The 24436-nt window shown below is 70.7% G+C and carries 22 protein-coding genes; 8 read left to right on the top strand and 14 right to left on the bottom strand.

Features of this window, described 5'->3' with window-relative positions; all coding sequences use genetic code 11:
* Position 1: 1 nt before the first annotated feature.
* Both C4V41_RS09930 and C4V41_RS09925 read left to right on the top strand, forming a co-directional pair.
* Positions 2-1255 carry a cytochrome P450 gene (locus C4V41_RS09930; RefSeq protein WP_103955449.1) on the top strand — a complete coding sequence of 418 codons (1254 nt, stop codon included), beginning with the start codon at positions 2-4 and terminating at the stop codon, positions 1253-1255.
* 46 nt (positions 1256-1301) lie between these two features.
* A complete protein-coding gene (locus tag C4V41_RS09925) occupies positions 1302-2123 on the top strand; it encodes a class I SAM-dependent methyltransferase (protein WP_103955448.1) in 822 nt (273 codons plus the stop codon).
* Here the strand turns inward: C4V41_RS09925 and C4V41_RS09920 are convergent.
* Positions 2059-2571: a GNAT family N-acetyltransferase gene (locus C4V41_RS09920; protein WP_103955447.1), complete on the bottom strand. Its 513-nt coding sequence runs from the start codon at positions 2569-2571 to the stop codon at positions 2059-2061. The two genes, C4V41_RS09925 and C4V41_RS09920, sit on opposite strands and share 65 nt — an antisense overlap.
* A gap of 89 nt (positions 2572-2660) precedes the next feature.
* Between C4V41_RS09920 and C4V41_RS09915 the strand changes: the two genes are divergently transcribed.
* Positions 2661-3848: a hypothetical protein gene (locus C4V41_RS09915; protein ID WP_235030014.1), complete on the top strand. Its 1188-nt coding sequence runs from the start codon at positions 2661-2663 to the stop codon at positions 3846-3848.
* Here C4V41_RS09915 and C4V41_RS09910 read toward each other — a convergent pair.
* Positions 3845-4876, bottom strand: a complete 1032-nt coding sequence (locus C4V41_RS09910) for a CopD family protein (protein ID WP_103955446.1) — start codon at positions 4874-4876, stop codon at positions 3845-3847. The two genes, C4V41_RS09915 and C4V41_RS09910, sit on opposite strands and share 4 nt — an antisense overlap.
* On the bottom strand, positions 4873-5505 hold the full coding sequence (locus C4V41_RS09905; RefSeq protein WP_103955445.1) for a copper resistance CopC family protein: 633 nt from the start codon (positions 5503-5505) through the stop codon (positions 4873-4875). The genes C4V41_RS09910 and C4V41_RS09905 overlap by 4 nt, the downstream gene beginning before the upstream one ends.
* A 51-nt stretch (positions 5506-5556) precedes the next feature.
* Between C4V41_RS09905 and C4V41_RS09900 the strand changes: the two genes are divergently transcribed.
* Positions 5557-6324, top strand: coding sequence for a class I SAM-dependent methyltransferase (locus C4V41_RS09900; protein WP_160150229.1), 768 nt, complete (start codon positions 5557-5559; stop codon positions 6322-6324).
* Here the strand turns inward: C4V41_RS09900 and C4V41_RS09895 are convergent.
* Both C4V41_RS09895 and C4V41_RS09890 read right to left on the bottom strand, forming a co-directional pair.
* Complete coding sequence (locus C4V41_RS09895; RefSeq protein WP_103955443.1) at positions 6321-7286, bottom strand: AurF N-oxygenase family protein; 966 nt, start codon at positions 7284-7286, stop codon at positions 6321-6323. The two genes, C4V41_RS09900 and C4V41_RS09895, sit on opposite strands and share 4 nt — an antisense overlap.
* Positions 7287-7351: 65 nt before the next feature.
* The gene (locus C4V41_RS09890; RefSeq protein ID WP_103955442.1) at positions 7352-7951 is read right to left on the bottom strand and encodes a TetR/AcrR family transcriptional regulator; all 600 of its coding nucleotides are present in this window, start codon (positions 7949-7951) and stop codon (positions 7352-7354) included.
* Positions 7952-8293: 342 nt separating this feature from the next.
* On the opposite strand from C4V41_RS09890, the gene C4V41_RS09885 reads away from it, so the two are divergent.
* Genes C4V41_RS09885 through C4V41_RS09875 form a run of 3 tightly spaced genes read left to right on the top strand, consistent with a single transcriptional unit; the run spans position 8294 to position 11976 of the window.
* Positions 8294-9460: an acyl-CoA dehydrogenase family protein gene (locus C4V41_RS09885; protein WP_103955441.1), complete on the top strand. Its 1167-nt coding sequence runs from the start codon at positions 8294-8296 to the stop codon at positions 9458-9460.
* On the top strand, positions 9457-10473 hold the full coding sequence (locus tag C4V41_RS09880; RefSeq protein WP_103955440.1) for an acyl-CoA dehydrogenase family protein: 1017 nt from the start codon (positions 9457-9459) through the stop codon (positions 10471-10473). Before C4V41_RS09885 ends, C4V41_RS09880 begins: the two co-directional genes overlap by 4 nt.
* Positions 10474-11976 carry an AMP-binding protein gene (locus tag C4V41_RS09875; protein ID WP_103955439.1) on the top strand — a complete coding sequence of 501 codons (1503 nt, stop codon included), beginning with the start codon at positions 10474-10476 and terminating at the stop codon, positions 11974-11976.
* On the opposite strand, the gene C4V41_RS09870 is transcribed toward C4V41_RS09875, so the two are convergent.
* From C4V41_RS09870 to C4V41_RS09850, 5 genes are all read right to left on the bottom strand, one after another.
* Positions 11943-13058: a C45 family autoproteolytic acyltransferase/hydolase gene (locus C4V41_RS09870; RefSeq protein WP_200823856.1), complete on the bottom strand. Its 1116-nt coding sequence runs from the start codon at positions 13056-13058 to the stop codon at positions 11943-11945. The two genes, C4V41_RS09875 and C4V41_RS09870, sit on opposite strands and share 34 nt — an antisense overlap.
* Positions 13059-13093: 35 nt before the next feature.
* Positions 13094-14050 (bottom strand): helix-turn-helix transcriptional regulator, encoded by a 957-nt coding sequence (locus C4V41_RS09865; RefSeq protein WP_103955723.1) that lies wholly within the window; start codon positions 14048-14050, stop codon positions 13094-13096.
* An 18-nt stretch (positions 14051-14068) separates the two neighbouring features.
* Positions 14069-15889: a zinc-binding dehydrogenase gene (locus C4V41_RS64115; RefSeq protein WP_235030013.1), complete on the bottom strand. Its 1821-nt coding sequence runs from the start codon at positions 15887-15889 to the stop codon at positions 14069-14071.
* 85 nt (positions 15890-15974) lie between these two features.
* The gene (locus C4V41_RS09855) at positions 15975-17405 is read right to left on the bottom strand and encodes an Nramp family divalent metal transporter (protein ID WP_103955438.1); all 1431 of its coding nucleotides are present in this window, start codon (positions 17403-17405) and stop codon (positions 15975-15977) included.
* A gap of 65 nt (positions 17406-17470) precedes the next feature.
* The gene (locus tag C4V41_RS09850; RefSeq protein ID WP_103955437.1) at positions 17471-18262 is read right to left on the bottom strand and encodes a GNAT family N-acetyltransferase; all 792 of its coding nucleotides are present in this window, start codon (positions 18260-18262) and stop codon (positions 17471-17473) included.
* A gap of 189 nt (positions 18263-18451) precedes the next feature.
* On the opposite strand from C4V41_RS09850, the gene C4V41_RS09845 reads away from it, so the two are divergent.
* Positions 18452-18862, top strand: a complete 411-nt coding sequence (locus tag C4V41_RS09845) for an SSI family serine proteinase inhibitor (RefSeq protein WP_200823855.1) — start codon at positions 18452-18454, stop codon at positions 18860-18862.
* A 299-nt stretch (positions 18863-19161) separates the two neighbouring features.
* Here the strand turns inward: C4V41_RS09845 and C4V41_RS09840 are convergent, their stop codons facing one another.
* The 4 genes from C4V41_RS09840 to C4V41_RS09820 all read right to left on the bottom strand — a co-directional run bounded on the left by C4V41_RS09840 (position 19162) and on the right by C4V41_RS09820 (position 24374).
* Positions 19162-20352: a CU044_5270 family protein gene (locus C4V41_RS09840; protein WP_268808573.1), complete on the bottom strand. Its 1191-nt coding sequence runs from the start codon at positions 20350-20352 to the stop codon at positions 19162-19164.
* Between the two features lie 350 nt (positions 20353-20702).
* Positions 20703-21314, bottom strand: coding sequence for an RNA polymerase sigma factor (locus C4V41_RS09835; RefSeq protein WP_235030012.1), 612 nt, complete (start codon positions 21312-21314; stop codon positions 20703-20705).
* Between the two features lie 922 nt (positions 21315-22236).
* On the bottom strand, positions 22237-23349 hold the full coding sequence (locus tag C4V41_RS09825; protein WP_235030011.1) for a M20 family metallopeptidase: 1113 nt from the start codon (positions 23347-23349) through the stop codon (positions 22237-22239).
* Positions 23346-24374 carry a dipeptidase gene (locus C4V41_RS09820; RefSeq protein WP_103955433.1) on the bottom strand — a complete coding sequence of 343 codons (1029 nt, stop codon included), beginning with the start codon at positions 24372-24374 and terminating at the stop codon, positions 23346-23348. Before C4V41_RS09820 ends, C4V41_RS09825 begins: the two co-directional genes overlap by 4 nt.
* Positions 24375-24436 lie beyond the last annotated feature (62 nt).

Genomic DNA, 24436 nt, shown 5'->3' with positions numbered 1-24436 from the left:
GATGGTGGTCGAAATCTTCAGCCCGTCTACGTACGAGACGGCTGTGCCGTACGAGTTGTTCGCCCGGTTGCAGCGGGATTCGCCCGTGTGCCGGGTGCCCGAGCCGGCCATCGGGCCGTGGCGGGAGGGGCCGGGCTATTGGGCGGTGTTCGGGCACGCCGACGTCAAGCACGTCCTGCGTACCCCTGAGGACTTCTCCTCCCGCACCGGCGCCACCCAGATCCGCGACCCCGACACCCCGGCCGACCTGGAGTTCGTACAGGCCCAGATGCTGAACATGGACCCGCCTGACCATTCCAGGCTGCGCAGGATCGTGGCCGCGGCCTTCACACCGCGCGCCGTGCGGGCCCTTGAGCGCACGATCGCCGCGCGGGCGGCGGCGCTGTTCGCCGAGGGCGAGTGCGACTTCGTGGAGGTGGCCGCCGACCTGCCCGTGTGGACGCTGGCGCACGTCATGGGCGTGCCGTCGCAGGACAGGCGGCTGCTGTACGACTGGGCGTCGCGGGTGATCGGCTACCAGGACGCCGACTACGCGAGCCTGTCCACGGCCGACGTCGCGTCCCTCAGCCCCATGGGGCGCCTGGCCCTCGCCGCCAGGACCGAGCCCGCGCCCGGCGTCAACCCGCGCTCCAGGGCCGCGCTGGCCGACCTGTACGCCTACGCGCACGCCCTGGCCGGCGACCCCGTGGACGGCGAGTCCGTCATGTCGGCCATGCTGAAGGGCGGGCTGACCGGGGCCGAGTTCGAGAACATGTTCTTCCTCTTCGCCGTCGCCGGGAACGAGACGCTGCGCAACGGCATCCCCGGCGGCCTGCTCACGCTCCTCCAGCACCCCGCCGAGCTGGCCCGCCTGCGCGCGGACCCGTCGCTGCTGGGCGGCGCGATCGAGGAGATGCTGCGCTTCTGGCCGCCGGTCATGCACTTCCGCCGGACGGCCACCCGCGACCTCACCCTCGGCGGGCAGTGCATCGGAGCGGGCGACAAGGTGGTCGTCTACCACGCCGCCGCCAACCGCGACCCGGCCGTCTTCCCCGACCCCGGCCGCTTCGACATCGCGCGCACCCCCAACGACCACGTCAGCTTCGGCTTCGGCCCGCACTTCTGCCTGGGGGCGCACCTGGCCCGCGCCCAGTTCCGGTCGGTCTTCACGGAACTGCTCGCCTGGGACGTCGAGCTCGCCGGCAGCCCGGCGCGGCTCACGTCCAACTTCCAGAACGGCCTCAAACACCTTCCGGTGCGCCTGAGCCGCCGCTGAGAAAAGCCGGTGCGCCTACGATGATCACCCGCCTACGCTCGCGGTCATGGACTATCTGCAGCTCAACCGGGCCAACTGGGACTCACGCGTGCCCATCCACGTCGGCAGCGACTTCTACGACGTCGAAGGGTTCAAGGCCGGCCGCAGCCCGCTGCGCTCGTTCGAGGTGGCCGAAGTGGGCCAGGTGGCCGGCCGCCGCCTGGCCCACCTGCAGTGTCACCTCGGCCTCGACGCGCTCGCCTGGGCCAGGCTCGGCGCCGAGGTGACCGGCCTGGACTTCTCCGAGGCCGCCATCGCGCAGGCCAGGGCGATCGCGGACGAGTGCGGCATCCCGGCGAGGTTCGTCACCGCCGACGTCTACGACGCTCCGAGGGCGCTCGGCGAGACGTACGACATCGTCTACACCGGCATCGGCGCGCTGGTCTGGCTGCCCGACCTCACCCGCTGGGCCGAGACGGTGGCGGCGCTGCTGAAGCCGGGCGGGTTCCTCTACCTCGCGGAGTTCCACCCGTTCACCGACCTCCTGGACGACGAGACGGGCACCACCGTCACCCACGACTACTTCGACCGTGGGCCGCACGTGTGGGAGTGGCCGTACACCTACACGGGGGACGAGGTTCTGGAGCACCAGACCTCCGTGCAGTTCCGGCACACGCTCGGCGACGTCGTCAGCGCGGTGGCGGCGGCGGGGCTGCGGGTCGAGTTCCTGCGCGAGCACGGCCAGACCTACTTTCCGCGCTTCGCGTCGCTGGTCGAAAGCGGCGGGGAATACCGCTTTCCCGAAGGCCGTCCGCGCTTCCCCCTCATCTACTCCCTGCGAGCGGCAGCCGGTAGTGGACCTCGTCCAGCGGCGGATCGCCCCGCCTGACCGTCCGCCCCGACGGCGTGAACCCGTAGCGTTCGTAGAACCGCCGCGCCCGCGCGTTCTCGGCCAGCACCCACAGCCCGGCCTCCGGGCAGCCCGCCGCCGTGATCTCCTCCATGGTGGCCGTCATCAGGGCCCGTCCCATGCCGGTCGAGAACTCGGCCGGCAGCACGTACAGGGCGTACACCTCCATGCCGGGGATGTCGTCGTCGCGGCTGGGGCCGTACAGGCTGAAGCCCTGGAGGAGCCCGTCGCGCACGGCCACCATGCCCGACGCGGAGCCGGTCGCGAGGGCTTCGGAGCGGGCGCGCACCTGCTCGGGCCGCACCTCCAGCCCGTCGAGGAGCGACCGCGGCATGACCCCGGCGTAGGCGACGCGCCAGGTGGCCATCCGCACCGTTTCGATCGCGTCCGCGTCGTCGGGGAGAGCTGTCCTGATATGGAATGACATGTCGGGAATTGTGCCAGCGAGGGAGATCACGAATCCGTCGAACGGGGCATCGCGGAGCAGTGTCCCCAAGGACCGTAAGATTCACTCCCGTGAAGTCTCCAGCATCCTTCAAGAAGGCCGCCGAATGGGCCCTGCCGTACTGGACCCGAGGGCAGGCCGGGCGCGAGACGCCGCACGACCTGTTCCGAGTGCTCTATTACGGCTGGCTGGTGGCGTTCACGTTCAAGGTGCTCGGCTCGGCCTGGGACGTCTCGTGGCACTTCAAGTGGCTGCGTGACGACCTCGCCCCGCCGCACCTGCTCAACTCCGCCGGCACGGCGCTCGCCGTCGCCCTGACCGTGATCCACGGCTACACCGGCTACGGCGTCGACAAGGCCGCGCTCAGGCTGATCCAGTGGGGCACCGGGATCTTCCTCGTCGCGGTGCCGCTCGACCTGATCAACCACCGCGTCAACGGCCTCGACATCACCTCGTGGAGCCCGTCCCACATCATGCTGTACGTGGGCACGCTCTTCATGATCGCGGGCGTGATCCGCGGCTGGTTCATGGGCGCGCCGCCCGGCCGGGAGCGGCTGGTCGTGCTGGGGGCGTTCTTCGCGTTCTTCCTGGAGAACATGCACTTCCCCGAGCAGCACCAGGAATACGGCATTCTGTCGCTCGGCGCCTGGGACAACCGGGCCACCTACGCCGAGCAGATCCTGCTGCAGTTCGCCGCCGACCAGATGCAGCGGCCCATCGACCGGGCCATGATGGTGGGTTTCACGCTGCCCGTGCCCGACTACCTCTACCCCGTCTACGCGGTGGTCGCGGGGCTGTCGGTGCTGGTCGTGGCGAGGCTGCTGATCGGCAGGTTCGGCGCCGCCACGCTGGTGGCCGGCGGCTACGTGGCCGTCAGGACGGTGGCCTGGCCGCTGCTCACCTACACCGGCTTCCCGCCGTCGGCGGTGCCGTTCTTCCTGGTCGCCGCCGGGCTGCTGGTCGACGTGGCCTTCCTGGTACGCCTTCCCGCCGTACGCGCCCTGCTGGGTGCGGCAGGGGTGACGGCCGGCGCCTACGGCGCGCTGATCGTGCAGAACGCGGTCATGGGCCCGGTGTACGGCGCCCTCAAGGGTCAGGAAGGGCTGCTCGGGGCACCCCCGCTGGCCACGTCGTCGGCCGTGTGGGCCGGGCTCGGGCTGATGGCGGCCTGGCTGGCGGCCGAATGGCTCGTGAGCCGCCGCAAACCCCACCCCCACGAGACCTTGCCCACCCCCGTGGCCGCCCCGGCGACGACTTAGGCGATCGAGGCGCGGGTGATCGCCACCGCCACCCCGTACGCCAGGCCCATCACCGACACCTCGGCCACCGCCCAGCCCACCAGGGCGGTGGCCTGCCCGCGGCGGATGGCGGGCAGCAGCCGGAAGCGGATGTGCGCGGCCACCGGCACCAGCAGCGCCACCAGCACGGTCTTGACCACGACCAGCAGCCCGTAGTGGCTGGTCACGATCGCGTCCGGCAGCGTCACACCCGGAGTCAGCGCCATCGTGCCGAGCCCCGTGATCAAACCCGACAGAGCGACCAGGAGCAGGCACACCGTGGCCATCCTGGAGAACTTGGGCAGCACCACGGCCAGCAGATCGCGGTGCGGCGCCACGAACGCGGCCGTCGCCGCCAGCCCGCCCGCCCACGCCGCCGCCCCGATGACGTGGATCTCCATCGAGACCATGATGGGGTCGTGCCAGATCGAGTTCACCGCGTGCCCGGTCACCGGGATCGGCAGCAGCCCGAACAACGCCACGATCACCCGCAGCTCGGCCGGCACCTTCTCCCCGAACCGCACCGCCATCAGCCCGATCCCGGCCGCCGCCAGCGCGCACGCCGCACTGAACAGCAGGCCCTGACCGGTGCCGACACTCCCGACATAGTCGGCGATCATCCCGAACGTCGGCACGGCGCCGGGATTGAGCTCGGCGGCCTGGAACACGATGGCCAGCAGGGCGCAGATCGCCCACGCCCAGGCGGCCAGCACGGCCAGCGGCCGCACCCTGAGCAGGACCGGCTCGGTGCGCTCCGGGCGGTCGAACCCGAGCAGCTTGGGCAGCAGGCTCAGCCCGACCACGGCGACGGCGGCCAGGTCGAGCAGCACCCGCACGATGGGCAGCCCGTAGACCACGATGGGGCCCGGCATCGGGATGCCGGGAACGGCCGCCTGCGCCGTGAACGAACTGGCCGCCACGGTCGCGACGACCGCGCACACCCCGAACGCCCCGGCGACATGCCGCCCGCCGACCCGCTGAACCGCCGGCGAAGGAGCGGTGACCGTCACGCGCGCGTCTCCTCGGCCTCTTTCGCCGCGGCCGTGGGGGCCGTGGGGGCCGAGCGGCGCAGGGCCACCGCGGTGCCGGCGGCCAGGACCAGGAGCGCGCCCACGATCCAGACCACGGCCATCCCCGCGCCGCCGTTGGCCGCCGCCTCAGCGGCCGCCGCATCGGAGCCGGTTCCGGTGGCGCCGGTTTCGGTGGCGCCGTTTGTGGTCGTGCCGTTTGCGGTGGCGCCGTCCGCCGGGGAGCCCTGGGTGGTGGCGCCGGTGGCGGCCGGCGTCAGGGTGAAGGTGATCTTGCCGTTGACCGGGTGCCCGTCGGCCGACAGGATCCGGTAGCCCACGACGTAGGACCCGCTCCCCGGCAGCGGCTTGAGCTTCACCGACACCCGTTCGGCCGCCACCACGGCGCTCCCGTCGGCCCACGCGGACCCGTCCGCCCCGGTCACGCCCACCTGCGCGTACCCCTGGCGTACCGCCTGGTCGAACACCAGCGTCACCCGCCCGGGCGCGGCCGTCAGCGTGGCCCCGTCCTTGGGGTCGCTGCCGACCAGGACGTTGTGCGCCCGCGCCGGCGAGTAGGTCACCCCCACCGCGGCGAGCGCGAGCAGCAGGACCGTGAGTAGCCGCCTCACAGATCAGAACCTTCCATCGAACACTTCTCGAACCTGTATATGGTCCCATCCATGGAAGACCTATTCGGCGGCGCGGCTCCCTACTACGTCAAATACCGGGCCGGCCACGGCGATCCGGCCATCGAGCACCTGGCGATGACGTTCGGCCCGGACGCCACCGTGCTGGACCTCGGCTGCGGCCCGGGCACCGTGGCCATCCCGCTGGCCCGGCGCGTCCGCGAGGTCCTGGCGGTCGACCCGGACGAGGAGATGCTCGCCGAGGGCAGGCGCCTGGCCGCCAAGGCGGGCAACATCCGCTGGCTCAGGGGCGACTCGACGACGCTGGCCGATCTGCCGCCGTTCCAGCACGTCGTCATGGGCCGCTCGTTCCACTGGATGGACCGCCGCGCGGTGCTGGCGCAGCTCGACGAGCTGCTGCCGCCGTACGGCGTGGTCGCGCTCATCGGCCCGTCCCGCGAGCCCGTGGAAGAGGCCTGGGAGCCGGCGATGCGGCGTGTACGCGACGAGTTCGGCGTCAGCACCTTCACCGCCACCAACTCCTACCAGGCCACCGGCGAGCACCACGACGACGTGCTCGCCACCTCGCCGTTCAGCGTCCTCGACGCGGCGCGCTACCGGGAGCGCCGCACCTACGACCTCGACGACGTGCTCGGCCTGCAGCTCTCCTACTCCTACACCGCCCCCGCCCGCCTGGGCGACCGGCTCGGCGCCTTCACCGAGGCGGCCAGGAAGGCGCTGCTCGCCCTCAACCCGGCGGGCACGTGGGAGCAGATGACGGTGACCGAGGTCCTGACGGCGAGGCGGCCCGACACGCGTTAGGCCCAGATGCCCATGATCTGCCAGACGCGCCGGGTGACCGGATTGATCAGCCCGATCTCGGCGCACAGCTCGCGCGTCTTGCCGACCGAGTCGCGGATGTCCTGCTGGGCGGCCGGATTGCGCAGGTAGACCTCGGACACCACGTGCACGGGGATCTTGAAGCGCCGGATCATCGCCCCGGGCGGCGCGAGCATGATGCGGGCCATCACGCCGAGGATGATCGGCGACAGGACACCCAGCGGCAGCCGCCGGTACGCGGGCATGCGCGGCACCCGGTTGCGCAGATAGTGCCGGGCGAACGAGATGTGCCTGGCCTCCTCCGCGACGTGGATGCGCATGATCGTCTCTTCCAGCGGATGGTGCTTCCTGGCGTCCTTGAGCACCTTGCGCTGCACGTGGTCGATCGGGTCCTCGCCGCCCAGCACGAAGACGAAGAACAGCTCGGTGGAGATCAGCGGGATCCAGGGCGCGATCTGGGCGATCAGCGAGAGCGGCCGGGGCATGCCGCGAATCGGAAGCTTCGTGCGGTTCACGAACTCCTGGAACATCATCCCGTGATGTCCCTCTTCGATGGTCTCGTGGTAGACGTAACGGAACTCCGGCGCCCCGTTCGGCAGCCGGTAGGCGTAGTTGAGCAGCCCGCGCTTGAGCAGGTTCTCGAACTGCAGCCCGATCTTCATGGCCGTGGCCACCCGCCACAGCCCGATCCGCGCGCGCACCTCGGGGGAGCGGCTGCGGTACCACGGATGGCCGCCCAGCCGGTCGGCCTCGGGCAGCTCCCAGCGCGGATCGGCCGGATCGACGAGGAACTCCGGGTCGTCCCACGGAATGTCCCGGTACGGCTCCCAGTGCTTGTCCACCGACGCCTTCGACAGGCGTTCGATGACCGCTTGGTAGGCACTCTTGCTCGCGACCTGCTCGTCGCGTTCCCTGGCGGCGGTAGAGCTCGGTGCGGATGACATGGCCGGCACTCCTCTCCTCGCCCAGTAATTGTACGGAGAATCCAATAGCGCTGGGAAGGTTGAGGTCACAGCTTTTCCGCGTCCACCCCCAGTTCGTTGGCCGCCGCCGTACGGACGAGCGCGTTGACCCGGCGCCGCGACAGCACCTTGGGATGGGTGTGCATCTGCACGGCCAGCCCGTCGATCAGCGCGAAGAGCCGCCAGCTCGTGCTGTCGGGGTCGGCGCACGCGAACTCACCGCAGTCCACCCCGGCCTCGATGATCGAGCGCATCAGCATGCGGCCCTGGAAGTCGATCCGGCGCGACATCTCCTCCAGTTCGGAGCTGCGCATCGCCTCGGACCAGGCGTCGATCCACAACCGCCACCCCTCGGTGGGGACCGCGGGGGTGCAGAGCCGGAGGAGGGTGCGCAGGCGTTCCAGCGGGGTGCCCTTCGACCGCTCGACGTCGGCGAGCGCGTTGAGGTGCAGGCGTACCGCGTAGCTGAAGGCCTGGGCGAACAGCCGCTCCTTGGTCTCGAAGTGGTAGAAGAGCAGGGCCTGGCTCACCCCGGCCGCCCTGGCGATGTCCAGGGTTCGGGTATGCCCGAATCCCCGCTCCGCGATCACCTCGCAGGCGGTCTTGAGCAAATCCTCGCGCCGTAATCGGCTGAAACCTGTTGTCACAGCGAGTAACTCTAACTTCTGATCATTGTTATTTGTAGGACAAACCGGGCACGGCCCGTTCTGGTATGAGGAACACCAGTACGGGACCGGCAATACCGTTCACCGACAGTCACTTTGATCATGGTAACCGGACGCTGTTGTACGTTCGCGCGCGGGGTCAAAAACCCCCGTCACTCATCCATATCCGGCATCCGGAGGACGAAACGAGCGCCGGACGCGGCGCGGCCGGGCGGTCTCCGCCGCGACCGGCTCGGCCGGACGCCGAAGACCTCCAGAGCAATGCTCTATGCGTGCTGGGGCGACCTGACTAGAGTAAGTGAGCACTGATGCCGAGGAGTCGACGTGAACCTTGCTGATTATCGGCGCGCCGCCAGTGCCTGGCTGCGGGACAACGCTCCAACTGATGACCGGCCGGAGGGCGACGGGCTGGGCCGCGCCAAGGAGTTCATGGCCCGGCTGCACGACGCCGGCTACTCCGGCATCACCTGGCCGGCCCAATGGGGTGGCCAGGGGCTGACGCAGGCGGAGGAGCGCGCCTTCGCCGCCGAGGCCCGCGACTACACCCTCCCGACCTACGTCTTCTCGATCGGCCTCGGCATGACGGGGCCCACGCTCGTGGACCGGGGCACCGACGCCCAGCGCGAGCGGTTCATCCGGCCGCTGCTGCGCGGCGAGGAGATCTGGTGCCAGCTCTTCTCCGAGCCCGGCGCGGGCAGCGACGTGGCCAGCCTGCAGACCAGGGCGGTGCTCGACGGCGACCACTGGGTGGTCAACGGCCAGAAGGTGTGGACCTCCGTCGCCCACCACGCCGACTGGGGGCTGCTGCTGGCCCGTACCGACGTGGACGTGCCCAAGCACAAGGGGCTGACCATGTTCGTGGTGGACATGCACCACCCCGGCGTGACGGTCCGGCCGCTGAAGGACATGACCGGCAGGTCCAACTTCAACGAGATCTTCTTCGACAACGTCATCATCCCCGACGAGCACCGCGTGGGTGAGGTCAACGACGGCTGGAGCGTGGCCGTCACGACGCTGCTGCACGAGCGGCTGTCGATCTCGTCGGGCGTCGGCATGGGCGGGCAGAAGGACAACCCGGCCACGCTGGAGGCGCTGCGCAAGGTCGTCGACACCGAAGACCCGCTGGTCCGCGACCAGCTCGTCGAGCTGCACATCCGCACCCGGGCGCTGGCGCTGTTCAACCAGCGGCTGGCCCAGGAGACCAGGGCGGGCATCTTCCCCGGCGCGCGGGGGAGCGCGGCCAAGCTGCTGCTGGCCGAGCTCTACATGTTCCAGGCGGACCTGGCGACGCGGCTTGTGGGCCCCGAGGCCGCCCTGGCCGATCACCCGCTCGCCCACGCGATCTCGCTGGCGCCGGCCATGGCGCTGGGCGGCGGCACCAACGAGATCATGCGCAACATCGTCGGCGACCGGGTGCTCGGCCTGCCGCCGGAGCCACGCGTGGACAAGACCGTGCCGTTCAAGGACCTGAAGGTGGGGACGCAGACGTGAAGCTCGTACTCAGCGAGGAGCAGCGGGAGCTGCGCGCGGCCGTACGCGACTTCCTGCGCACCGCCTCGCCGCTGCCCAAGGTCCGCCACGGCTACGACCCGCAGGTGTACGCCCGCCTCAACGGCGAACTCGGCCTGTCGGGCCTGATCGTCCCCGAGGAGTACGGCGGCGCGGGCGCCGGTCTGACCGAGCTGGCCGTCGCGCTGGAGGAGACCGGCGCGGCCCTGCTGCCCGGCCCGTTCCTGGCCACCGCGTTCGCCGCCATCGCGCTCACCCAGGTGCCCGACAAGGAGCTGATGACCGGCATCGCCGAGGGCCGGATCGCCGCCACGCTCTCCGAGACCGAGCTCACCCTCGACGGCACGTCCGCGCACGGCACCCTGGCGCAGGTGCTGTCCGGGATGGAGGCCGGCGTGCTGGTGGCGCCCGCCCGCAGCGGCGACGGCCTGGTCATGGTGGCCGTCGAGCTGGCCGGGCCCGGCGTGACCAGGACCGCCCTGGAGACGCTCGACCTCACGCGCGGCCAGGCGAGGATCGAGCTGGAAGGGGCGCCCGCGCGGGTGCTGGGAGCGGCGCCCGAGATCGGCGACCGGCTGTGCGTGGCGCTGGCCGCCGAGCAGCTCGGCGTGATGCGCGCCGCGCTGGACGCCATCGTGGCCTACGCCAAGGTCCGCGTCGCCTTCGGCCGCTACATCGGCTCCTACCAGGGCGTCAAGCACAAGCTGGCCGACATGCACGGCAAGCTCGAACAGGCCGAGTCGATCGTCCGATACGCCGCCTGGGCCGCCGACGAGTCGCCGGAAGAGCTGCCCGGCGCCGCCGCCCTCGCCCAGGCGTACGTCGGCCGCGCCTGCTTCGAGGTGGCCCGCGACCATCTCCTGCTGCACGGCGGAATCGGCTTTACTTGGGAGCACGACGCTCACCTGTTCTACAAGCGGGCCAAGGCGGACGAAGTGCTGCTGGGCCCGCCCCGTATCCACCGCGCCCGCCTCGCACAGTTGCTGGAGCTCTAGATGGACGTGAGCAAGCTGCCCGGTTTCTACGCCATCGCCGCCGCCGACCCCGACCGGCTCGCGGTCATCGACACCGACGGCACCCGGACCTCGTACGGTGACCTGCTCGCCCGGGTCAACCAGGTGTCGCACGGCCTGCGCGCCCGTGGGCTGCGCGACGGCGACGTGGTGGCGGGGGTGCTGCCCAACGGGATCGACGCCCTCGTCATGATCATGGCGACCGGCCAGATCGGGCTCTACTACGTGCCGATCAACTGGCACCTGACCGCCGCCGAGGTGGCGTACATCCTGGCCGACTGCGACGCCAAGGTGGTCGTCGCCGGCCCAGGCTACGACGTGCCCGGCGCCGAAACCGGCACTGGCGGCCTGGCCGAGGGGCAGCCGGCCGACGCGCCCGCCGACCGCGCGACCGGGGCGGTCATGTGGTACACCTCCGGCACCACCGGCTTCCCGAAGGGCGTGCAGCGGCCGCTGCCGGGCACCGAGCCCGAGGCGCTCGTGCCGCTGTACATCTGGTTCTTCGGCGAGGTCGTGGACCTCAAGGCGGGCGACGAGGTGCACCTGGTGACCTCGCCGATGTACCACTCGGCGCCGTGCGCGCACGCCCAGTTCGCGCTGCACCTCGGGCACACCGTGGTGATCACGCCCAAGTTCGACCCGCTGAACATCCTGGAGCTCATCGAGCGGCACCGGGTGACGAACGCGATGATGGTGCCGACCATGTTCCACCGGATGTTGCAACTGCCGGAGGACATCAGGGGCAAATACGACGTCTCCAGCCTGCGCCAGGTCATCCACACGGCGGCCGCCTGCCCGGTCGCGGTCAAGCAGCAGATCATGGACTGGTGGGGGCCGGTGCTCTACGAGTACTACGGCTCCACCGAGTCCACGATCGCCTTCTCCGTCAAGCCGCACGACTGGCTGGCCAGGCCGGGCACGGTCGGGCGGCCCGCGCCCTCGTTCGAGGCCCGGATCCTCGACGAGAGCGGCGCCGAGCTGCCGCCGGGCGAGCCCGGCATGATCTACGTCAAGTCGGGGATGGGCTCGTTCGAGTACCGCAAGGACCCGGCGAAGACGGCCGCCAGCATGCGGGGGGAGTGGTACGCGCCCGGCGACATCGGCTACCTGGACGGCGACGGTTACCTGTTCCTGTGCGACCGGCGTACCGACCTGATCGTCTCGGGCGGGGTGAACATCTACCCCGCCGAGATCGAGGCCGCCCTGCTGGAGCATCCCGCGGTCGCCGACGTGGCCGTCATCGGGGTGCCCGACGAGGAGTGGGGCCACAACGTGGTCGCCCTCGTGCAGCCCGGCGAGGACGTCACACCGGGCCCCGAGCTGACCGCCGCCCTGCTGGAGCACTGCGGGCCGCGCATCGCCCGGTTCAAGCAGCCGAAGGTGATCGAATACCGCGCCACGCTCCCGCGCACCCCGACGGGCAAGCTGTCCCGTTCGAAGGTGCGCGCCGACTACCTGGCCGCGAACACCAGCTCCTCGGAGTAGCCGCGGCCGTCGCCCAGGTAGAAGCGGGTGGACAGGGTACGGTCGGCGGTGTCGAAGACCGTGCTCCACAGCGTGCGGAACGGCATCCCGGCCTCCTCGACCGGCTGGACCGCGCGCAGGCTCGCCCGCAGCTCCTCCGGCGCCATGGTGACGCCCTTGCTGCGCTCGTAGAGCGTGCGCAGCCGCCCGTACGACAGGAGGCTGGCCTCGGTGTCCTCGGGCAGGTTCATCGGGTCGGGGTGGCGGTGCAGCAGGTGGTTGGTGACGCAGAGCGGGCCGTCGCCGAGGTCGATGATGTGCTCGGCGCCGTCCCGGCCGCGCTCCCACACGAACGCCTGCCCGTGCGCGTCGGCCACCAGGTAGTGCAGGGGCACGCCGTGGTCGTACTGCTTGGCGCCCAGCAGCGTCTGCTTGGCCTGGTCCACGTTCTCGCAGGTGTCGATCAGGAACCTGGGCAGTTGCACGCTGCCCACGCCCACCTGCGGCGCGGCGTGCTCCGGGGGCTCGGCGCTCTCGAAGTCGGCGATCAGCAGCATGACCGCGAGGCCGGCCGAGTTGACGCCGTCCATGCAGCCGTCGAGGTCGGACATGGTGATCACGGTCGAGGAGAGGCCCTCGTCGGGGACGGTGGTGATCACGTACGGGCGCGAGGCCATGGGCAGCTCGTTCGGCCGGGCCGGACGGCCCATGACCTCGCCGGCGGTGGCCGTGAAGAAGTCGTAGTTGCGGCCCACCCTGCCGTGGCCGTCCGTGGACGCCGACGGCGGGATCCACAGGGCCGAGCAGGCGGTGCCTTCGGGGACGTAGTTCAGGCCGTCGAGGGCCAGTTCGTCCTGGTCGGGGTCGAGCCCGAGCGCGGCCGCCGCGCCGTCCAGGCGGGCGTGCTGCTGCGGCCAGTGCCGCTCGAACCAGGTCCTGCGGGCCCGGTTCACGATCGGGTCGACCGGCGTGGGGGCCCAGCCCAGGCGGCGGGCCTCCTCGGTGAGCGCCCGGCCGATCTCGTAGTGGCTGCCGGTGAGGGTCAGGTGGGTGACGGTCGCGAAGTCGTCCTTGCCGCCCGCGACCCGCGTCATGTTCTGCATGGTTCTGAGCCTGACCCGGCGCGCTGACCGGGGCCTTACCGCCCGCTGACCGCCCGCCGGTAGCGCTCTGACAGCGTCAGTACGTGCTCGGCCAGCTCCGGCGGGTCGAGCACCTCGAAGTCCACGCCGAGGAACCCGATCCACACCGCCATCCCGTTCACGTCGTCGCCGCCCAGTCTGAGCAGGCACGTGGTGTCGTCCACCGCCTCGATCTCCAGGTCCAGCGGCAGCGCCCGCATCCGCTCGGCCGGGGCGTGCAGCAGCACCGTCGCCCGGTATCGCCACATCGCCGTGTTGACGCCCTTCTCCACGTACGCCGCCACGTCGCCGTCCGCCGGCAGCTCACGCGGCGTGAACCGGGGCCCCGACGGGGTGCGCGGCCGCATCCGGTCCACCCGGAACGTGCGCCAGTCCCGCCGTTCGGCGTCGTAACCCACGAGGTACCAGCGGCCGTGCCGGTGCACCAGGCGGTGCGGCTCCACATCCCGTACGCTCACCTCACCCCCGTGACCGGTGTAGTCGAAGCGCAGCCGCTCGTGGTCGCGGGCCGCGTTCGCGATCGTGGTCAGCACCTCCGGCGCGACGGACGGGGCGTTGCCCGGGATCTGCACGGTGTAGGTGTTGAGGGCGTTCACCCGGCGCCGCAGGCGGGACGGCAGGACCTGCTCCAGCTTGGCCAGGGCACGCACCGAGGTCTCCTCGATGCCCTCGACCCCGCCGCCGGCCGCCCGGCCGAGACCGACGGCGACCGCGACGGCCTCCTCGTCGTCGAGCAGCAACGGCGGCAGCGCCGCGCCCGCGCCCAGCCGGTAGCCGCCCGCCACGCCCGGGGTGGCGTGGACGGGGTAGCCGAGGGAGCGCAGGCGTTCCACGTCGTTGCGGATCGTTCTGGTCGAGACGCCGAGCCGGGTGGACAGCTCGGGGCCCGACCAGTCTCTGTGCGCCTGCAGGAGGGACAGGAGTTTGAGCAGGCGGGCGGAGGTTTCCAGCATGGGCACCAGTGTGCCGTGCTAATGCGGCAAGGACGCTTCCGTATTGATGACGATCTTGCCCAGGAAGTGGCCGTTCTCGCTGCGCCGATGCGCGTCGGCGGCGCGCTCCAGGGGGAACACCTCGGCGACCGGGATCCGTACGTGCTCGTCCTGGCCGTCCTTCGCGTCTCCTCCTGTGGAGAACCGCACGCCGAGACGGGCCGCGCCCGCCCGGTCCGCGATCGTGACGACCTTGGCGGGGTCGCCGGTGAGCTTGACCGACAGCTCCAGCTCGCCCCTGCCCGAGGCGTCCAGCACCCGGTCCACCGGCGCCGGCAGGCGCTCCTCCAGGCCGTCCCCATAGGTGACGGGGTGGACGCCGAGAGCGCGCAGGTGATCGTGGTGGCGTTCGCTCGCGGTGCCGACGACGCTGGCCCCGCGGGCGAGGGCGAGCTGCGCGGCGGCCAGGCCGACGCCGCCCGCGACGGCGTGGATCAGCAGAGTGTGCCCCTTCTCGACGCCGAGCTCGCCGAGCGTGCGCCGGGCGGTCGCGGTCGCCACGGGTAGCGCGGCCGCCTCCTCGTACGTGAGATCGTCCGGCTTGGCCGTCAGCGCCGTCGCGTCGGCGATCGCGTACGTGGCCACCGCCCCCGACGCCACCTGCCCGTACACCGGATCGCCCGGCCGCCACCCGGTCACTCCCGGGCCGAGCGCGTCGACGGTTCCCGCCAGCTCGAACCCCGTCCCCTGGGGCCCGTCGATCGGGGTGCCGCGGAAGCCGTACCGGATCTTCCAGTCGATCGGGTTCACCCCGGCCGCCCTGACCGCGACCCGCACCTGCCCGGGACCCGGCTGGGGGAGCGGGACCTCCTCCAGCGCCAGCACCTCGGGCCCGCCGTGCTCCCGGTAGCGGACGGCCGGCGCGGTGACGAGCAGGAGCGCCTTGCCGACCAGCTCGCGGGCCTCCAGCGCGGCATGCGCCTCGGCCGCCCGCTCCAGGGGCACCGCCAGGCCGACCTGAGTCGTCAACCGGCCCGCCGCGGTCTCGCGCAGGGTGAGCTCGGCCAGCCGCCTGAACTCGTCGGGGGCGAACTGCACCTGCTCCATCCCGATCACCCGCACCCCGCGCCGCTCGGCCTCCGCGGGATCGATCATCGCCGTCGCCCCGCTCGGCACCCCGTACGCGAAGAACCTCCCACCCGGCCCGACCAGCCCAAAAGCGGACCCCCCGACCATCCCGCCCACCCCATCGAACACGACCTCGAACCGCCCCGCGAGGTCTGAGTAGTCGACGGCCTCCGCCGCGCCCGCCTCCAGGGCCGCCGCCCGCTTGGCCGGGCCGTGCGCCGCCGCCGTCACGCGGGCGCCCGCGGCGGTGGCGAGACGCACGATCGGCAGCCCCAGCGCCCCACCGGCCCCCGTGACCAGCACCCGCGCCCCGCGCGTCAGCCCGGCCGCCGCCACCAGGCTCAAGGCCGCCGGCCCCACCTGGATCACCGCCGCGGCCGACCACAAGGGCACCTCGTCGGGCACCACGACCACGGTCGCCACGTCGGCCACGACCCGCTCGGCGTACCCACCGCCCGGGACCAGCGCCGCCACCCGCCGCCCCACCCACGCGGGGTCCACCCCGTCACCCACGGCGAGCACCCGCCCGGCGACCCCGGTGCCCGGCACGAACGGCGGCTCGCCGGGGAACCACTCCCGCCCCCACCCCGCCCGCAACTGCGCGTCGATGGACATCACGTCCGCCACCGAGACGCCGATCACCACCTGCCCCACCCCCGCGACGGGATCCGGCGCCGTACCGGCCACGAGCACCTCGGGACCGCCGTACTTCGTTACCTCGACCACGTTCATGCGGCCGAGTCTGCATCCTTAAGTTAGGTTGAGGTCAAATCACGCGGGAGGCGGCCCGGAAGCCCGGCCGCCTCCCGCGCCGACGTCAGCCGAAGAGCTTCTGGGCCTGCGTGATGACCACGATCACGGTCAGCGTGCCGAAGAAGGCCACCGACCAGATGAGCGCGCCGAGCCGGTACGAACGGACCTTGATGGCCTCGGGCAGCGCCCGCCGGTTCAGGATGATCAGCAGGATCGAGTACACGAACATCATCACGGCCGCGAAGCACGCCGAGAACACCAGCAGGATCAGCGGCTGGTCGAAGCCCGCCAGCAGGATCAAGGTCCCGATCAGCGCCATCGCCCACACCGTGAAGAAGTAGACCCGGTTCACGGAAATGGACTTGTCACGCAGGTAGACCGTCTTGATCGTGTCGGAGGCCAGCCGCGAGGTGTAGTCCACGATGCCCATCGCCGAGGCGAACAGCGCCAGCGCGCCGATCACCCAGAACAGGACCCCGAACCAGACCCCGACGGTCTCCTGCAGCACCTGCCCCTCGACCTGCAGGAAGCCGATGCTGTTCTCCAGCCCCTCCCTGCCGAAGACGGTGGAGTACGCCAGCATCGACATGAGCGCGATCGTCACGAACGACACCAGGGCGAACGTCGACGCCTGCTCGACGTTCGCGAAGCGCCACCACTGCTTCCAGCGGGCCAGGTTCTCCTTGGTCGGCGCGAACTGGAAGCCGGTCGAGGCGGCCGCCTCCTCGTGGCCGGTGACCGGGCTGACCAGGCGCGGCACGTACAGGCCCATGCCGAAGCCCTTGTCGCGGATCCAGTTGCTCTGGCACAGGTTCTGGCCGCCGCCCGCGCCGGCGTACGCGATGGCGCCCATGAGCACCGCGAAGTCCAGCGGCGGGACCGGGAACTGGGCGCCGACGCTCAGGCCCTTGCCCAGCTCGATCCAGCTCTCGGCGTTGATCGCGAACAGGATCGCGACCACGATGAGCGTGATGACCAGGGCGATCTTCACGAAGATCACCCGTTCGAGCGCCGTGTAGATCACGGGCGCCAACGTCAGCCCGAGCGCGATCACGATCAGCATGCCGATGGCGATCCACCGCACGGACTCTTCGCCGGTTCCGGTCAGGTACGTCACCATCGTCGCCGACGTGGTCACCCACCCCGGCCACAGATTCGAGCAGAGCGTCATGATCACGAAGACCAGGCCCCAGTGTTTCCACATCCGGCTGAACCCGGTGAGCGCGGTTTCGCCGGTGGCCAGGGTGTAGCGTTCGATCTCCATGTTCAGGAACCACTGGGTGATGATGCCGATCGCGGCTCCCCAGATGAACACGAGGCCGACCTGTGACGCGATGTAGGGCCAGAGGATGAACTCCCCCGACGCGAGCCCCACCCCGGCGCCGACCAGGCCGGGGCCGATGATGCGCCAGGCCGATCGGGGAGGTTCGGGAAGGTCTCGTACGGCGACGGGGGGCAGGACGCGCGTAGGTACAGTCGGGGTGAACTCCGCCATGCGGATCTCCTTGCTCAACTTGCCTTTCCGCCACATTACAGAGACCCGAAACACCAGTGGAATAGCTAGTTGATTAGCACCACATATTCGCCTCGGTCCGTAAATCCCACGACATGTCCCCCCGCTTCCATCGCCCCGCCGAGCGCCTCCCGTACGGCCGTCCGCCAGTCCTTCGCCGCCTCCGGATCCGTCCGCCGCAACGTCTCGACATCGGACGGGGTCGCGATCGAAACCGCCGCCCCCGCCGCCTTCCCCGCCGCCGCGACGGGCCGCCCGTCCTCCGCCTCCCACAGCAAGGGGTACGTCCTGCGCGGCGGTTCCCCGCCCATCTCACCCTCGTCGCCGGGCCCGATCCGCCACACGGCGAGCAGCCGGTCGGAGGCGTCACCCTCGTTGATCGCGTCGGCCATGACACCGTAAAAGTCCGCCAAGTACTGCTCCGGCCTGGCGCCCAGCTTGACCAGGTTGAACCGGGCGTTGCGTCGTACGAGCGGGTCGAACGTCCACGTGATCTTGTCCAGCCCCCGCTCCAGGCACCAGGTCCGCTGGTGCTGCTTGAGCACGTACCCGACGCCCCGGCCAATGGCGGCGGCCCCGGTCACGTGCGAGTGCAGCGCCCGATCGGCGGCCAGAAACCCCACCGAGGCCCCCACCAGCGTGTCCCCGTCGAACGCCCCCGCCACGTAGTTGCCGGTGTGCGCGAACCCGATCATCAACTCCACGGGGGCCGGCACGTTGCGCGGTTCCGGATGCCAGATCTCGTCGAAGAGCCGGTAGACCTGCTTGAACTCGCCGATCTCTCGCAGCTCCCTGACCACCACCCCGGCCGCGGCCGCCGCGTCTTGGTGACTACCCATCCCCCTATTTACGCACGCCCGCGTCGGCGCTTCCCGCCAGGTCCATGACCAGCGCCGATATCTCTCTGTATCCACATCATCACCATGAGATCACTCGTCTACCAATGGTCACAGATCAACAACTCTCGGTAGTCATAATGCGTGCGCCCCGGAACTTCCGTGAGCCACCCCACCGCTTTGGAGACCCTCATGAAGCTCGCCCTCCCCACCGCCCTCGCCCGCAAGCTGACCGCCCTCGGCCTGTGCGCGGCCGCGACCCTCGCCTCCCCGTTCACCACCCTCCCCGCCGCGGCCGCGGCCGCCGCCCCGGGTGCGGAGCTCCTCATCACCGTCACCCCGCACGACGGCGGCGCGTACTCGACCCGCCTGACCTGCGACCCCGACGGCGGCCTCCACCCGAACCCACCGGCGGCCTGCCGCGTGCTGCGCGCCGTCGACGGCTACGTCGAAAACCTGAACGTCGACCCGGGCCCCTGCCCGCTCATCTGGGACCCGGTGGACGTCGAGGTGAACGGACGCTGGTACGACATGCCGGTCGAGTTCGCGGCGGAGTTCCCCAACGGCTGTGCCATGCGACGAAAGCTCGGCCCCGTCGTCTAACAAAACCCAAGCGTCCTCCCGACCGCCCGCAGCCCCACTTCCCGAGCCGCGACCAGGCTCGGGAACCCCTCACCACCCAGCCCCAGAAGATGCCCCGGTCGCCCTGCCCCGGAGCGCTCCGGCCGATGAGGGCCCGAAGACGGCCGAGTTACCCCCGGGGAAGCAACCCATTCGACCCAGCACCAGAAGCACGACCAGATGATGGACCCAGGCCCGGAAGCAACCCGCCCGCCCAGCACCGGAAAACGACCGGAACCACGGGCAGGGCAGGGGGCAGGGCAGGAGAGGGGACATCCGCCCTATTCGGGCAACCCAGGCTTGGTGTCGGTCCAGCCCGAGCCCAGAACCAGCCAGTCATTGACAACCCTGCCGGGAACCTGCCATTCCTGAGCCTTGGGCCCAGGCTTGACCATGGTGTCCCGACTGCCCAGAACCGCACCGGTCTCCTGATCGAAAACCAGATCCCGCTGAATCGTCCCCCGCCCATCAGCAGCCTCGAACGAGGCAGCGAGCCCCACCCCACTCCGCCCGATCGAATCGGTGACGGTACCAAGCCGCCGCACACCGGGATAGTCGGCGAGCAACCGCATGAGCCCAGCCCGCACCTTGGGCGGAACGGGAGTCTCATGCAACGTGAAGAAGACCTTGTTGAGCACCTGCGACGCCTTGTCACACCGCTTCGGCGCCGCACCGAGCCCACCACGCCGCAACTGCTTGGCCACCTCCGGCATCAGCCGAACCCTGCCCTCACACAGCACCTCGCGCAGCTCCGCGGGCTCGGTGGGAAACTTCTGCAGCTCAGCGTAGGTGTACGCCCCGATCCCGGGAATATTGAAGACCCCGCCCTCGTCCTTCGGCGAGTCCGCTTCCCACTCGCCCGACTTGGACCCGACCGTCCGAGTCAGCCCCGAGGACCGTATCTTCCACTTCTCCGGCGACCCCGCCTCTCGCCACGCTTCGACATCGCCCTCGGTCTGAGGCGCCCCGGCGAAGTCCCGCCCAAAGAACGCCTGCCCATCATCCCGAGCCCGCCCGGTCCAGTGAAAGTACTCGTACCGCTCCTCCACGACATACCCCCCACCCTTGCCGAGCGCGAACGCAGGGAAAGCGGTCCGCTGATGGGTGTACCAGTACCGCCCCTGCTCCTGCCGCTCAGCCTGGGAAGCAGCGGCCAGCACCATCCCCCGAGCCGACAGAGGAGCCCGAACCCCGGGATCCACCCTGCTCTCCCGAGATCCCCCAGCCTCAGGCGGTCCCCCACCCTCATCGGAAGTGATCGCCACCCCCGCCACCACAGCCGCGACCACCGCAGCAGCCACCATCCCCACCGGCACCCGCCACCTACGCCGCCCCCGAGCAGGACTCTGCCCGACCTCACCATGCTCCAGCCCCTGGGACTGTACGAGCCCACCCTGATCCGACACATGAGGCTGTACGGCCCCGACCTGCCCTGACGCGCGGGGACGCGCACCGTGCGCCTCGCCCGGCATGCCCGAACGCTCGGCCCCGGCCTGATCCGGCATGCGGGACCGCTCGCTGTTCGTCCCGTCCAACTCGCCCAGCCGCACAGACCCGACCCGGCCCGGCCCACCGGGACGCACGCCGTTTACCCGATCTGGCCGACCCGTTTCCCAGCTCGACCCACCCGCGCCGCGCTCCGGCTCATCCGCACTGCGGTGCAGCTCATCCACGGCCCACCCCGGCGTGCCCATGGCTGGATCCGGCATACCCGGATGGACCCCCTCGGACTGATTCAACATGCGGGCCCGGGCAGCGGCCATGGCATCGCGAGCCGGCGGGGGCGGGTCCTCGTACAACTCCCGTACAAGATCCAGATCGTTCATCGACGCATCTCTTCCTCGTCGTCGTCAAGCAGCGGATTCGTCCCACCCAGCGCCTTGCGCAGCTTCTTACGGGCCCGGTTCAGCCGCGACGAAACCGTCCCGAAAGGCACTTCCAGAGCCTGCGCCACCTCGTCGTAGCTAAGCCCCGACAGCACGACGAGCAGCAGCACGTCCCGCTGGTCAGGGGGCAGCGCGGCGATGGCTTCGGTCAGCGCACCCCTGACGCCTTCCGCACTCGCCCGTCTGGCCACCTCGTCCTCGTGCCCGCCGACCGGCTCCCCTCCCGGGTGCACCCGCCCCATGGCACGCAGAGCACGTACCTCGTCGCGATGGTGGCGGCTGATGAGGTTGGTCGCGATCCCATAGAGCCAGGGGCGTGCGCTGCCGTGGCTCAGGTCGTACCGGTGGCGCTGGCGAAACGCCAGTGCGAACGTCTCGGCGGAGACATCGTCGGCGGCATGCGGCCCAAGCCGCCGAGACGCGTACCGATGAATCTCCGCATAGTGGGCATCGAAGACGACACCGAAACACTCGGGTTCATCCCAGGACCGCTCGATCACCGCCGCGTCGTCCTGCCATGGCGGTACGACGCTTGGGGGAGCGGCCACGCGTGGCTCCTTCATTCAGATGCCTTGTCGTCGGCGATACAACGGTCACCTGTTGTTGTCCGAACCCCAGCACCGCCTTCCCCTCAATCTCAACCGTCTGCCACCAAACCAACTACGACCAGAGAAGACCCGCCCAACCCCACCCCAAACAACCCCCGCTCGCCGACGTCTCCAAGGCAAGCAGCCCTCGCTCACCGGAAAGCCCTCAGAAACGAGCAACCCCTGCTCAACGAACAGACCCCTTGAAGGCGGGCCACGCCCTACCGACAGGGGCAGAGTCCTCTGGGGCGAGCACCGTCTGCCCACATGGCAGCACCCGCTGAGGTGAGGAGCTTCTGTTCGCCGGGAGAGCCCTCGGAGGCGCTCATCCCGACGCATGCGGGCTGAGCCCTCGGGGGTGAGTCGCCCGATGCTCCCGGGCTGAGCCCTCGGGGGTGAGTTGCCCGACGCGCGCGGGCTGAGCTCTCAGAGGCGAGTTACCCGACGCTCCCGGGCAGAGCACCCAGAGGCGAGCGATCCCAATGGGCGGGGACCTTGCGGGTGAGCAGCCCGGCGCTCACCCGGCAGCCCTCAGAGACGGACAGCGTCCGCTCGCCGGTGCCCATCAGAGGGCGGATCCCCTCCATGGCCCACCTCTTGGCCTGCTCAACCACCTCCGCGTGCCGACCCTCCGAGGTCGAGGTCCCAACGGCGCCCTCCAAGACGTCGTGTGTCTCCGACAGACGTCAACCATCCGACACGTCACGTCCCTCCTTCGAACGGCAACCCCTCAGGATGTCGGCCTCTCGGAGCGGGGAACCCTCTCAGGGCGTTGGCCCTTCAGGGCGTCGGCCCCTCAGCGCATCGGCCCCCTCAAGGTGGCGGCCCTTTGAGGCGGTGCGAAGCCCAGCGGCACCAAGGAAATCCTGCGGTCAGGAGGGAGCTACCGGACCGCGTTGATCAAGGCGCGGAGGAGGGCGGTGCGTCCCGGCATTTCGGCCAGGATGACGTGTTCGTGGTCCGCGTGCGCCCCGCCGCCCACCGCCCCCAGCCCGTCGAGCGTCGGACACCCCACTCCCGCCGTGAAGTTGCCGTCGGAAGCGCCGCCCACCGAGGCCGACCTCAGCGGTTTCAGGCCCAGTCCCGCCGCCAATTCCTGGGCCACCGCGAAGAGCGGGGCCGACATGGCGGCTTCGAGCGGCGGCCGGTTGGCACCGCCGAGGATCTCCAGGCGGGTGCCGGGCACGACAGAGCGCAGCGCGCGCATCGCCGCGTCCACCCGCTCCTGCTCCAGCACCTCCGCCACCCGTACGTCCACGGCGACCGAGGCCGAGGCCGGGACCGTGTTGGCCGCCGACCCGCCCGACAGCAGTGTCGGCGTGACGGTCGTCGCGCCCGCGCCGATGGCGGAGATGGCCAGGATCTGGTGAGCCAGCTCGATCCCGGCGTTCGCCCCCTTCTCCGGCTCCAGCCCGGCGTGCGCCGCCTTGCCGTGTACGTTGACGGTGTAGAGCGCGGTGCCCTTGCGCGCGGTCTTGAGCGCCCCGCCGTCCGCGCTGGCCTCCATGACGAACGCGGCCGCCAGCCCGCGCGCGGTGTCCTGGATCAACGGCGACGACGTGACCGAGCCGACCTCCTCGTCTCCCGTCACCAGCACGGTGATCCCGTCGAGCGAGTCGAGCCCGGCCAGCGCGTGGAACGTCTGCACCAGCCCCGCCTTCATGTCGAACACACCCGGCCCCCGCGCCACCCCGTCCACCACCGACCAGGGGTGCGTGGCCAGGCTGCCCATCGGCCAGACGGTGTCGTGGTGGCCGAGCAGCAGCACCTTCGGGCTCCCGAAGGCCCACCTCAGGTGCGTCACACCGTCGATCACCAGCTTCTCGGGCGGGGCACCCAGATATCTGGCCCCCATCGCGGCCACGACCTCGGCACTCCGGGCCACGGCCGCGAGGTCGCTGGAGAACGACTCGCACACGACCAGCTCTTCGAGATCCTCGACCATGCCGCCACTCATGCCGCCGCTCATGCCGCCGCTCATGCCCTCACCGCTCACGCCAGCCGCTCCCCGAAGAACCGGTGCACGTTGCCGCCGATGATCTGCATGACGTCCTTCTCCGGCAGGCCCCGGGCGAGCAGGCCCTCGGTCACCATGGGCAGCCCGGCCGGGCCCTCCAGCCCGGGCACGCAGGCCTTCGGATCGACACCTCTCAGCTGGACGTCCTCGCAGCAGGGCGGCGTCAGATCGTCCATGACCTCGCGGATGAAGTCGGGGCCCAGGCCCACGTGGTCGATGCCGGCGACCGACACCATGTGCTCGATGTGGTCGAGCAGGCGGTCGAGCGTCATGTCCGCCGGCCGGTCGGCCAGGAACGGCGCGAAGAAGTTGACGCAGATCACGCCCCCCGTGGCGGCCACCCCGCGAAGCTGGTCGTCGGTGAGGTTGCGGTGGTGGTCGCGCAGGGCGCGGGCCGAGGAGTGGGTGGCCATGACCGGCTTCGTGGCCAGCTCCAGCACGTGCGCGACGCCGGAGGCGCCCAGGTGCGAGACGTCGAACACGATGCCCAGCCGCTCCATCTCCGCCAGCGCGGCCACGCCATGGGAGGTCAGGCCGCTGCCCGTCGCGTCTTCGGCGCTGCCGTCGGCCAGGGGCGTGCGGCCGAAGTGGGCGATGGAGGCCACCCGCACGCCCAGCCGGTGCAGGGTCGGGATCAGCTCGATGCTCGCGTCGAGGCCCGGCATGCTCTCCATCGCCAGCACCAGGGCGATCTTGCCCTCCTCGATCGCACCGTCGATCTCACCCGCGTCGAGACAGAGCCGGACCCGGTCGGCGTTGCCCTCGGCGATCACGTGGGCGCACTCGATCATGCGCAGCGTCTGCCGCAGCGCGCCCTCCGGCCGGTATTGATCGTCGATGAAGACCGGCAGGACCTGCAGGTCGACCCCGCCGTCGAGCAGTTGGGGCAGCCATCTCTCCCGGAAGAACGAGGCCCACAGCTGCGGCGGCCGGGCGGAGACGGCCATGAGCAGATCGTTGTGGGTGTCGGCCACGACTGCGCGCTGGTGCAGGGGAAGCGTCATGCGTTGGACGTTATCGCGTGGCCGTAGCCGCTGGGATGAGCCCCAGGTTTGATCTTTTGGAT

The sequence above is a fragment of the Nonomuraea solani genome (genome assembly GCF_900108335.1).
GTDB lineage: Bacteria > Actinomycetota > Actinomycetes > Streptosporangiales > Streptosporangiaceae > Nonomuraea > Nonomuraea solani.
The sequence above is the reverse complement of the archived record's forward strand: the minus strand, read 5'-3'. Positions and strand labels throughout refer to the sequence as shown.